The sequence below is a fragment of the Candidatus Binatia bacterium genome, from assembly GCA_036382395.1.
Classification (GTDB): domain Bacteria; phylum Desulfobacterota; class Binatia; order HRBIN30; family HRBIN30; genus JAGDMS01.
Map to the genome: position 1 here is coordinate 18,678 of DASVHW010000294.1, position 10,039 is coordinate 28,716.

The window sequence follows — 10,039 nt, forward strand, 5'->3', positions numbered from 1 at the left end:
CCTTTCATTCGGATTATCGCGCTTATCGTGCCGCCCGCTTGCCCTCGTACTGCGCCAGGATACGGCGCGCCACCACCATCTTGTGCACTTCGTCGGGGCCGTCGTAGATACGGGCGAGACGGGCCTGGCGGTAGAACATCGAGAGCGGATGATCTTCGGTCACGCCGGCGGCGCCGTAGACTTGGACAGCCTTGTCCACCACGCTGTGCAGCACTTTTGCGCCGAAAAACTTGATCAGCGAAATCTCCTCACGCGCGCTGCTGGCACCGGTGGTGTCGATCTTCCACGCGGCGTGTAAGGTCAAGAACCGTGCGGCCTGGATGTCGGCGCGGGCCTCGGCAATCCAATCTTGGATGTTGGCCTTACGCGACAGCGTGCTGCCGAACATCTCGCGCTGGGTGGCATACTGGCACATCAGCTCGAAGGCGCGCTGCGCTACCCCGAGCCAGCGCATGCAGTGATGGATGCGCCCGGGGCCGAGTCGCTCCTGGGCGATGACGAAGCCTGTGCCTTCGCCGCCCAGGCGGTTGGTAACCGGCACGCGACAGTCCTCGTACCAGATCTCGGCGTGGTGATTGTCGTAGTCGCCCATCACCGGCACGCCGCGCGCGATCTTGAACCCCGGCGTGTCGGTGGGGACGATGATTTGGCTGAACCGGAGGTACGGGTTCTCCTGCTCCGGGTTGGTCATCGCCATGACGATCGCAAACGAGGCGCCGTGCGCGCCACTGGTAAACCATTTGTGTCCGTTGATGACATAGTCGTCGCCGTCACGCTTGGCCGTGGTCCGCAGCAACCGCGGATCCGACCCGGCCACCTCCGGCTCGGTCATGGAGAAGCAGCTGCGCACGTCACCGTTCACCAGCGGTTTGAGCCAGCGTTCCTTCTGTTCCTCGTTTCCGAAGCGCCACAGGATCTCGGCGTTGCCGGAGTCAGGCGCCTGCGAACCGAAGCAGAGCGGGGCGACTGGGCTACGGCCGAGGATCTCGTTGACGAAGACGTAGTGCATGAACGGCAAGCCGGCGCCCCCCGCTTCTTTCGGCAAATGAAAGGCCCAGTACCCGGCCTGCTTCGCCTTGGCCTGTATCGCCTTGATGGCGGGCGGGTAGGCGGGGCCGCCCACTTCCATCTTCCACCCCTCGTGCGTGCGCTCGAGCGGGTAGATGTGCTTGTCCATGAAGGCGCGGATGCTGTCACACAGTTGCTCAACCTCCGCCGGGATGCTGAAGTCGATCATTGGTCTCTCCTCGTGGGCGGACCGCGGGTCAGCCGAGGCGCTGCCCCGATCCGGGCAACGGTTCAATATCATTGCGACAGGGTTTGTTCAAAAACAGGTGAGGCGGGGGTCGATTGCAACGACGTGGTCTCGAAGCTAGACGTGATCATATACGGAGGGCGACATCATGGCTGGACTGGCTGAACGGACCTGCGTACCGTGCAGAGGTGGGGTTCCGCCGCTGACCCCCGAACAGGTGGCGCCGCTACTGGCGCAGCTCGAAGGTTGGAAAGTGGTGGAAAACCATTATCTCGAGAAGAGCTACGACCTGGAGGATTTTGCCCAGGCGCTTGATCTGGTGAACCGCATCGGGGCCGTTGCGGAGGAGCAAGGGCACCACCCGGACCTCTTCCTCACCTGGGGGCGAGTGGATGTCTCAATCTGGACCCACAAGATCGACGGGCTCACGGAGAGCGACTTCATCCTCGCCGCCAAATGCGATCAGGCCTGCGCCGGCATGAAGCGGTAAAGTCGTGATCCGCCGTCTGCCGTGGGCGCCTAAGGGGTGAGCCGGTCCAGGCGCACCAAGGGATCCCGCTACTGGCACGCTCCGAAGATGTTGCAGTTTTGGCTGCAACAGTCGCCATTCAAGGTGCAGCCTCCCCCCGTACTTATGCAAGTGGGCGTCTGCGTGCCGACCGGGGTGGGCGTCGCGCGCAAGCTGCCGCCGATCACTAAGTCGGGGCCACCACATCCTGCCAGCGGAAACGCGAGCATCCACAGTGCCAGGACCATCACCAATCCGGTGCGCACCATCATGGATTCCGTCTAGCGCGTTTCAGACCCGAACGGAAGGCGAGCGGAGGCTCTCGGTTTTGCACAGCGCCGGGCAAGCCGCTCGGTCTATTCGATGGGGCCGGACGTCAGGCTGCGCCTGCGCGCCGTTGCGCCTGATAGTGCGTGGCGCACAAGCCCTTGGCCACGCGCTCGCGGTCGCACCCCTTCACGGTGCAGCGGCGCTCTTTTGGCACCACCGGCTTGGGCGGCGCCGTCCAGCCCTTCAGTTCCGCTTCGGCGGTCTCGAGACCCTCGTTGAGGATCGCGATCACCACTTCGGTTTTCGTGGCGCCGAGGTTTGCGGCGACACGATCGATCCGGGAGAGGACGCGAGAGGGAACCTTCACGTTCATGAGCTTGGACTCTTCCCGCCCTGTCTTCCCACGCGAAACGAGATCGTTCAGCCGAAGATTCGGGTTGCGCATATCATTACCTCCCTTTCATTGGACATAAAGTGTGGCATCGTGGCAAATAGCGGCTGCGCGATGACCGAAACCTAACGTCCGCCGTTTCGTGACCGGGGGATCGGCAGGTAGACAGTTTCCGTGGTCACGATAGAAGTTTTTATACAGGATCGCGGCGCAGATGCAATACCGTCCCCCTTTGTGGACGCAACGGGTACCGTTAGCCGGCTAGCGCAGTGGGCGTAAGAACTGTCGTAGCTGGCCGAAGGTCAGCGCGAACCAGATGATGACCGGTGCCCCGACAAACGCGATCAGGCCTAAAAATGTTCCCAGAACATCAGTAAACGGATTCTTGTAGAATACGAGAATTGGGAACAGCGCAACGATCAGTGTGTCGATCGCAAAGCAAAGTGCCGCACCTATGACAACCAGCGCTGCCCGGCGGCGCATGCCGAGCCCTGGCGTCGCCACCAACAGCGCCAACGCCGGCACAAGGCCAACGGCCAAGGCGTCGAACTGTATGGATGCCCGCACCTGCTTGTCACCATGGACCCACGTGGGGGAATTCTGACCGCGCGGATCGGTCTCCAGCACCCAACCGTGCAGTGTCGGCCCCAGGACGCTGGCGGCGGCCAACAAGCCGTGTGTGTACCAGCGTGAGCCGTCGGTCCAGCGCCACACCACCAAGAGGAGCGCAAAGGCTAGGAGGAAGGCGCACAGGAAGCGCGCCTTCTTCATTCGAATCGCTCCGCCCAAGAGATGGCCCCGACCAGCACGATGACGGTGAAGATCCCTTGCCACACGTACTCGTGCAAATAGAAAAACGCCTGCGGATAGATCTCGACCACGCGCGCCAAGGTCGCCAGACGGATGACGTTCACCGCAAAGATGAGGGGGATCCCGATCACCAGGCCGCTCAGCCGGCCCGTCCACGACGCGGGGTAGGCCAACACGAAGCTGGTGAACAACATATACACAAATATAGCGGTGCACTCGTGGTTCACGTTCATGACCATGGTCGCGATCACGATATCGTCACCCCGGGACACGGCGTGGCCACCGGCCCAATGCTGCAAGACGGTGCTCAGGCTGGCGATGGCTCGCTGCACCGGACCGAGGTGCTCGTGCACACTGAAGAACCAAAACCCAATGCTGCAGAGGAAGAGATACGCGAAGAATCGCAGCGAAAAGGCGACGCCGGGTGGCAAGCGCTGGCGCATGTTTTGCCTTGTCTCGTGCGGTCCGGGGTTCGTCATGCGTCGGCAGAAAGTTGCTCCGGCGTCTCGCCGTACAACTCCTGCATGAACAGATTCTCCACCATGGCCGCAATGGTGTTGTCGTGAGTGGAGCCAAACTGCTTACGCCAGTGCCGCAAGGGCACCCGAGCTTTCGCCATGGTGCGGTGGCCGCCCGCCCGCCCGGTGGTGCTGAAGAGCTTACGCACGACATCCCCCGCGCTGCGTACGTACCCCGGGTTGCGCACCGAGATCACCAGTTCATTGTGCCATTTGCCCGACACCGCTACCCATTCCGTGTTCTCGAACTGCAGGCAGAAGTCCGCCAGCAGCGGGATGACGTCCTCGCGCTCGACGCGGCCGACATGTAGCGTGAGCAAGCCCAGCTGCTTGCGCACCCGCGGCAACACGCGCACCAAGAAGCGGGCGAACGACAACGGCAGCTCGGGCCGCTCGATGCGGCGCAAGACGTTGTAATTCGTCAACGGATAGAGCGCCATGAAGGCACGCAGGTCGGCCGGGCCGGTCTCGCGATTGAGCATCAGAGTGTCGCTCTTGATGCCGTACAACAGCGCCGTCGCCAGCCGCTGGCTGACGTCGGCTTCGCAGGCCTCCAGATATTCGGTCAGGATGGTGGAGGTGGCGCCGTACTGCGGTCGTAAGTCGCTGTACTCGGCGTCGATCGCGCCCCCGCGCGGGTGATGGTCGATGACGACGTGGGCGTGAGGGAGGCGATCGCTGAAGTACCCCGGCTGCACATCCAGCAGCGCCACACAGGGAAAGGCGCGCAGCGTCTCTGTGTCCGCCGTCTCGATCGTCACATCGAGCAGCCGGAGCATCGCCAGGTTTTCGGCGCGGGTGGTCGCCCCGAAGGAAAACAGCGGCGTGGTGGCGCGATTGCGCCCCAGAACGGTGCGCAGGGCGATGGCGCTGGCGATGCCGTCGGGGTCAGGGTCGTCCTGCAAGAGCAGGGCCACGCGCTCCGCCGGACCGGTCACCTCCCGGAGCAGCTCAAGGCGGGCCTTGTTGCTCTCTCGGTCGACCTCGTAGGCTGCGGCGTTGACTAATTGCATACGCGAGTTCCCGAGCGACACCCGACAGACTGCTGTCGACGTCGATTCAGGCCGGGCTCACCAGGGTCTTCCACTAGTAACACGTGTCCGGTTAGCCAACAATTGCGGCGGAGGCCGCCGTGTGGGCGCCGCTAGTGCGGCCGTCGAAAACGTGCGGCGTACGCCTGCGGCACAGCCCTGATCTGGGTTGCGTCCAGTCCACCGTACAGCTCGAACGGCAGCATGAACTGTTTCAAGAACGGGTCCATGACGTGGATCTGGGAGCGGTATTCGGACATAGTCTGGCGCTTCACTGCCAGCTCCGTCGGCGTCAGTTGCAGGTGCATCCAGTGCGCCCCGGAGAGCACGCGACCGGCGGCGGATGAGCCGCCGACGCCTGCTCCGGCAATTTCTTTTACCCAAGCCGCGGACGCGGGGTAGTCCGGGTAATGCACGAGAAACGTCAAAAGCTGGACGTGCAGAAAGGGTTCTGCGCCCGCCTGCTGTAGTTTGCGCAGGACGTCGAGCACGAATACGCCCGTCGTACAGTGGTCGGGATGGCGATCCCGCGGATCGGGCACCAACACCCAATCCGGCGAGAATTCGCGCAGGATTCTGGTGATCTCGCCTTCAAGGTCACTGCCCGCATATTCGACCTGCTGGCTGAGGCTTTCCTTGTACACGGGGTGGTCGAACCGGGTGTACGGTGAGGTGTAGGGCTTGCGTGGCGACCAGTGCCCGGCCCACAAGTCGTCGATGCCGTCGTCCGGGAAACCGAGAAAAATGCCGTCGCTGGAGCGCAATCCGAGCGCATGTAAGGCGTGTAAGGCCTCATGGTGGCGGCGTTCGCCGTATTCGATGAAGTCGGTAGTGGAGGTGCGCTTGCTCCGCATCTCGCTGCGCACGCCATCGACATAGCCATCACCGTTGGTGACAAAGACTACCCGCACTTGCCCTTTTTGTGCGAGCACGCGCTGGATGAGCCCGCCCGCCGCCAACGTTTCGTCGTCGGGATGTGGTGCGAACACCATCAAGCGCACAGGCCCGCTGACCTGCATTTCCTTATTCGCCCACAGCAGCTGCGAGGTGACGGTATTCGGAACGTGAATCTGCCGGGGCTGAGGAATCGGCGGAGCCTCGAGGCGCGGCCAGACGACTGCAGGAGTCGGCCAGAGGGTGGGCGTTCCTCCCGGCTCCGACGCCTTGGCACGGGGCACGCCCCCTAACGAGGCCAGCAAGAGTGCGGCGATCAGTGCCACCCGCAGGCGTGTTACCCGCTGCTTCATGTGTGTCCCCACGGCAACCGGGATTACGACAATTTCGGCGGATTGCCCACCGCCGCCGCCGTCTCGGCCAGCCTTCGGTTGAGCTCCAGGCTGTGCAGTTGCGCCCTAATACGCGTGAACAGTTCACGCTTGTTGACCGGTTTCGTGAGGTACTCGCTGACCCCGAGGGCCATGCCCCGCGCGCGTGTTTCCATGTCGTCCTTCGCCGTCAACAAGATCACCGGGATCTGCCGCAGGCGCTCATCCTCCCGCAATCGCTCGCACACCTGCAACCCGTCCATTCCGGGCATCATCACATCGAGCAGTATCACGTCTATCGGTTGGCTGCTCACCGTCTGCAGAGCGGCTGGCCCGCTGGCAGCGCTCGCACACTCGTACCCCTCGCGCTCGAGCATGCGGGTGAGAATCTCGACCGCGTGTGGATCATCATCGACAATGAGGATCCGGCTCTTCGCATTTGCCATCACTCACGCTCCCCAATCGCTCCAATTAAATCAGGTAGCTTTGGGACGATCCAGAGCCGCTCGTCTTGCGGCGCAGCTTGGCCACCAGCGTCGTACGCTTGAGCCCCAGGAGGCGGGCAGCCGCCTGTTTGTTTCCTTTGGTCCGCCGGAGTGCCTCATCGATGAGTCGATACTCGAATTCCTCGACTGCCTGGTTCAGGTCGATGCCCTCCTCGGTCAAGGTGGGGCGAGGGATCTTCTTGTCGGAAATGAACGACCGGATGTTGGGCGGCAGGCTCTCCACTCGAATGGCGCCGTCCTCGCTCAGGATCACCATCCGTTCGACGAGGTTTTCCAACTCGCGTACGTTCCCGGGCCAGTCGTACTCCCAGAGGTGCACCATGGCGTCGTCCGATATCTTGCATGGCTGACCGGCGCGTTGCTGGTTATGTTTCTCGAGAAAATGCTGCACCAGTAATGGGATGTCCGACCGCCGCTCCCGCAGCGGCGGGACAATGATGGGAATCACCTGCAGCCGATAGAAGAGATCCTCGCGAAATCGCCCCTTTTCCACCTCGACCGCCAAATCACGGTTGCTGGCGGCGATGACGCGGACATCAACTTTTATCGTGCGGTCAGCACCTACCGGGCGGATCTCGCGCTCTTGCAGGACACGCAATAACTTCACCTGCAGGGCGGTGCTCATTTCACCAATTTCGTCGAGAAAGATCGTGCCGCCATTGGCCAACTGGAACAGGCCCATGCGCGCGCCAACCGCCCCGGTGAAGGCCCCACGCTCGTGGCCAAACATCTCGGACTCCAGGAGTTCGGAAGGAATGGCGCCGCAGTTCACCGCAATGAACGGATTGCCGGCGCGCTTGCTGTTGCTGTGGATAAACCTGGCTATCAGTTCTTTGCCGGTCCCGCTCTCGCCCATCAGCAACACGGTGGAATCAGTGGCGGCCACCCGCTGGCTGATGCTCAGGATCTTCTCCATCACGGGATGGGAACCCTTCACTAAAGTCGTATCTACTGAACTCATAGGGTCAAATCGCGTCAAAAAAGTAACATTCTTCCCCTAAGAACGCAAGTTGAAGGGCCGAGAGCCAGTTTGCTTCCACACCGAGACAGTTGTTATGGCGTAAAGACTGGAGGATCCATTATATGCGCGCTGATGGCCGTAAGACCGGAGAACTCCGTTCAGTCAAGATCACCCCGGGCTTTATCCGCCATGCCCTGGGGTCAATATTGATAGAAGTTGGCGAAACCCGCGTCATCTGCACGGCCACGGTGGAAGAACAGGTCCCGTCTTTTCTCCGTGAGACCAAGCGCGGGTGGGTCACCGCCGAGTATGGGATGCTCCCGGCATCCGGCGACACGCGCATCCCGCGTGAATCGGTGCGTGGACGTATCGGTGGCCGCACCCACGAGATTCAGCGCTTGATCGGCCGGAGCCTGCGTGCGGCAACCGATCTCGATCTGCTTGGTTCGCGAACCATCTGGCTCGATTGCGATGTCATCCAAGCTGACGGGGGAACGCGAACGGCGTCGGTCACCGGCGCATACGTGGCCTTGGCCTTGGCGCTGCGGCGGCTCCGGGAGGCCGGGCAGATTAGCGGTGACCCACTTACCGGCTCCGTTGCCGCCGTGAGCGCCGGCGTGGTCGACGGCAAATGCCTGCTGGATTTGTCCTACGCGGAAGACTCTCACGCCGAAGTGGACATGAACTTCGTGATGACCGGGAAGGGGCGGTTCGTCGAGGTGCAGGGCACCGCCGAGTCCAAGCCCTTTACGAAGAGCCAGCTCGATCGCCTGTCGGAAATGGCGTGGGCCGGTGTCCAGCAGCTGACCGCGCTCCAGCAACAAGCACTGGCCGGGGGGTGATCGCGAGAGTTCCCGTGTCCCTTCCGACCCTATTGATCGCCACCACCAATGCCGGCAAGGTCCGTGAGTTCGCACAGCTGCTCGGAGACCTGCCGCTGCGGCTGCGGTCGTTGACGGATTTACCGCTGGCCCCGGCGGTGCCCGAGGACGGGCTCACCTATGCGGCGAATGCCGTCGCCAAGGCGGTGACGATCTCCCGCTGGAGCGGCTGTGCCACCCTGGCGGACGACTCCGGTCTCGAGGTTGATGCCCTCCGGGGAGCGCCGGGCATGCATTCGGCGCGCCATGCGGGTGCGGCACAGGACAACCGGGCCAATATCCATAAACTGCTGGAAGAGCTGAGAGATGTCCCGCCGGTTGAACGGACGGCACGCTTCCGCTGCGTCATCGTCGTGGCGACTCCAGACGGCGCCACGCTGACCGCCGAGGGTTCGTGCGCAGGCCGCATCATCGAGGTCTCCCGCGGCAGCGGCGGGTTCGGCTACGACCCGGTGTTTCTGTATGCGCCTCTTGAACGGACATTTGCCGAGATACCGGCGGCAGTGAAGAATCGCATCAGCCATCGAGCCGGGGCGTGCGCCGGGCTGCGCCGCGACCTGATCCACTTCTTGTCAGCCCATGCGGCGGCGTGCGCCGGCTGCCGGCTCGATTGATTTGAGAACCACGCTTTGTTACCTAGCCACCACCTCGTGCTGCGAGGTGTCTGGTCCGGGTGCTGTTTGCGTCGAGTGGCCGAGACGCGTAGACCTGACGAGACGGAGTTCAGCGGGGCGTAGCGCAGCCTGGTAGCGCACCTGCCTTGGGTGCAGGGGGTCGGAGGTTCAAATCCTCTCGCCCCGATTTTCGAATACGGAGCGAGCGCCAGTAGCTCAGGTGGATAGAGCAACGGCCTTCTAAGCCGTAGGTCGACGGTTCGAATCCGTTCTGGCGCGTGTACTTAGCGCGGGCCGGCATAGTCGGTGCCACTCCTGGTGCCACTCCGGCCCCCGTCATTTGCCCTCTTTCTCCGCTTTGCGCTCCGCTCGGCGTAACCGTCGAGATGCTTGACGGCATCGTGCAGGTGGCTCGGTGCCAGGTGCGCGTAGCGCATCGTCATCTCAATCCGTTTGTGTCCCATCAGTTCCTTGATCGTCCGAATATCTACACTTTCCATCGCAAGCCGACTGGCGAATGTGTGCCGCAGGTCATGCCAGGTGAAGTCCTCGATTTCGGCTCGTTTAAGCGCGGGCACAAAGACGCGTCGGCAAAAGTTGCGTGCGTTGCGATGATTGCGACCAGGCGTCGCACCACCCTTTCGTGAGCGGGTCGGCCACACCCATTGGCAACGCAACATCCGCGGCTGGTTACGGAGAATCGCGATTGCCGTGACGGTCAGCGGGACGGTGCGGGGCGCACCCCCCTTGCTGGTGGGCACGCGCAGGACGTCTGCCTGTATTTCAATCCACGGCCATTTCAAGCCGAAATGCTCTCCCTGCCGGAGCCCTGTCTGAATGGCGAACTCTACGAGGTCCCACTCGTCCGGTTTCAACTCGGCATGCAGACGTGACTCTTCCTCCTCGGTCAAGTAACGAAGGCGCTCGTTGGACGGTTTTTTCACAAGCCCCCTGACCGGATTGGTCTCCACTAGCCCGTCCCTAATCGCTAGGCTGAATACACGGCGCAAAAAGCTCAGTTCGTGTGTT

The 10,039-nt window shown here is 62.5% G+C and carries 12 protein-coding genes and 2 tRNA genes; 5 read left to right on the top strand and 9 right to left on the bottom strand.

The features are described from left to right. Nucleotides 1-22: 22 nt before the first annotated feature. On the bottom strand, nucleotides 23-1,237 hold the full coding sequence (locus tag VF515_13900; protein HEX7408730.1) for an acyl-CoA dehydrogenase family protein: 1,215 nt from the start codon (nucleotides 1,235-1,237) through the stop codon (nucleotides 23-25). Between the two features lie 166 nt (nucleotides 1,238-1,403). Between VF515_13900 and VF515_13905 the strand changes: the two genes are divergently transcribed. Then, a complete protein-coding gene (locus tag VF515_13905; protein ID HEX7408731.1) occupies nucleotides 1,404-1,745 on the top strand; it encodes a 4a-hydroxytetrahydrobiopterin dehydratase in 342 nt (113 codons plus the stop codon). 394 nt (nucleotides 1,746-2,139) lie between these two features. Here VF515_13905 and VF515_13910 read toward each other — a convergent pair whose 3' ends face one another. From VF515_13910 to VF515_13940, 7 genes are all read right to left on the bottom strand, one after another. After that, nucleotides 2,140-2,478, bottom strand: a complete 339-nt coding sequence (locus VF515_13910; protein HEX7408732.1) for a hypothetical protein — start codon at nucleotides 2,476-2,478, stop codon at nucleotides 2,140-2,142. Between the two features lie 207 nt (nucleotides 2,479-2,685). Further along, nucleotides 2,686-3,195 (bottom strand): hypothetical protein, encoded by a 510-nt coding sequence (locus VF515_13915; GenBank protein HEX7408733.1) that lies wholly within the window; start codon nucleotides 3,193-3,195, stop codon nucleotides 2,686-2,688. Then, nucleotides 3,192-3,677, bottom strand: coding sequence for an archaeosortase/exosortase family protein (locus VF515_13920; GenBank protein ID HEX7408734.1), 486 nt, complete (start codon nucleotides 3,675-3,677; stop codon nucleotides 3,192-3,194). Before VF515_13920 ends, VF515_13915 begins: the two co-directional genes overlap by 4 nt. Before the next feature lie 32 nt (nucleotides 3,678-3,709). Further along, nucleotides 3,710-4,765, bottom strand: coding sequence for a DHH family phosphoesterase (locus VF515_13925; protein ID HEX7408735.1), 1,056 nt, complete (start codon nucleotides 4,763-4,765; stop codon nucleotides 3,710-3,712). 131 nt (nucleotides 4,766-4,896) lie between these two features. Continuing rightward, nucleotides 4,897-6,030 carry a PIG-L family deacetylase gene (locus VF515_13930; protein HEX7408736.1) on the bottom strand — a complete coding sequence of 378 codons (1,134 nt, stop codon included), beginning with the start codon at nucleotides 6,028-6,030 and terminating at the stop codon, nucleotides 4,897-4,899. 23 nt (nucleotides 6,031-6,053) lie between these two features. Further along, nucleotides 6,054-6,494, bottom strand: coding sequence for a response regulator (locus VF515_13935; protein ID HEX7408737.1), 441 nt, complete (start codon nucleotides 6,492-6,494; stop codon nucleotides 6,054-6,056). A 25-nt stretch (nucleotides 6,495-6,519) separates the two neighbouring features. Then, a complete protein-coding gene (locus tag VF515_13940; protein HEX7408738.1) occupies nucleotides 6,520-7,473 on the bottom strand; it encodes a sigma-54 dependent transcriptional regulator in 954 nt (317 codons plus the stop codon). Between the two features lie 164 nt (nucleotides 7,474-7,637). Between VF515_13940 and rph the strand changes: the two genes are divergently transcribed. The 4 genes from rph to VF515_13960 all read left to right on the top strand — a co-directional run bounded on the left by rph (nucleotide 7,638) and on the right by VF515_13960 (nucleotide 9,289). Next, nucleotides 7,638-8,357: a ribonuclease PH gene (gene rph, locus VF515_13945; protein HEX7408739.1), complete on the top strand. Its 720-nt coding sequence runs from the start codon at nucleotides 7,638-7,640 to the stop codon at nucleotides 8,355-8,357. Between the two features lie 14 nt (nucleotides 8,358-8,371). Further along, nucleotides 8,372-9,010, top strand: a complete 639-nt coding sequence (gene rdgB, locus VF515_13950; GenBank protein HEX7408740.1) for an RdgB/HAM1 family non-canonical purine NTP pyrophosphatase — start codon at nucleotides 8,372-8,374, stop codon at nucleotides 9,008-9,010. 113 nt (nucleotides 9,011-9,123) lie between these two features. Beyond that, nucleotides 9,124-9,197, top strand: a tRNA-Pro gene (locus VF515_13955). 18 nt (nucleotides 9,198-9,215) lie between these two features. Continuing rightward, nucleotides 9,216-9,289, top strand: a tRNA-Arg gene (locus VF515_13960). A 5-nt stretch (nucleotides 9,290-9,294) separates the two neighbouring features. On the opposite strand, the gene VF515_13965 is transcribed toward VF515_13960, so the two are convergent. Continuing rightward, on the bottom strand, nucleotides 9,295-10,039 hold a 745-nt coding region (locus VF515_13965; protein HEX7408741.1), incomplete at its 5' end, for a site-specific integrase.